The organism is Streptomyces sp. HSW2009, assembly GCF_040240285.1.
Classification (GTDB): Bacteria; Actinomycetota; Actinomycetes; order Streptomycetales; family Streptomycetaceae; genus Streptomyces.
This window is the reverse complement of record NZ_JBEHZD010001222.1, coordinates 1-297: the sequence shown is the minus strand read 5'-3', so window position 1 is coordinate 297 and position 297 is coordinate 1. Positions and strand designations below refer to the sequence as shown.

Sequence of the window (297 nt, the reverse complement as noted above, 5' to 3'; positions counted from 1 at the left end):
GGGGCAGCGCGGTCACCGCCCCGAACCGGCCGCGGCAGGCCGACCCCGCCACCGCGCAGCGCACCCGCCGGCTGAACCCCGCCGCCCCGTACCGGCCGCGGCAGGCGAGCGCCGCCACCTCGCAGGGCTCGCGCCGAGTGGCCACCGCTCCGCAGCGGGCGCGCAGGGCCGCTCCGGCCACGGCCCCGCAGACCAAGCGGGCTCCGGCCACGGCACCCAAGCAGACCTCCAAGCAGACCCTCAAGCACGCCCCGAAGCGGGCTCCGGCCACGGCGCCGAAAGCCAAGAAGACGGCGC

General features: G+C 79.5%; 1 pseudogene. It reads left to right on the top strand.

Annotated features, from left to right (window positions below):
* Window positions 1-297: pseudogene (locus tag AAHZ94_RS35270) on the top strand (hypothetical protein); the annotation flags it as partial.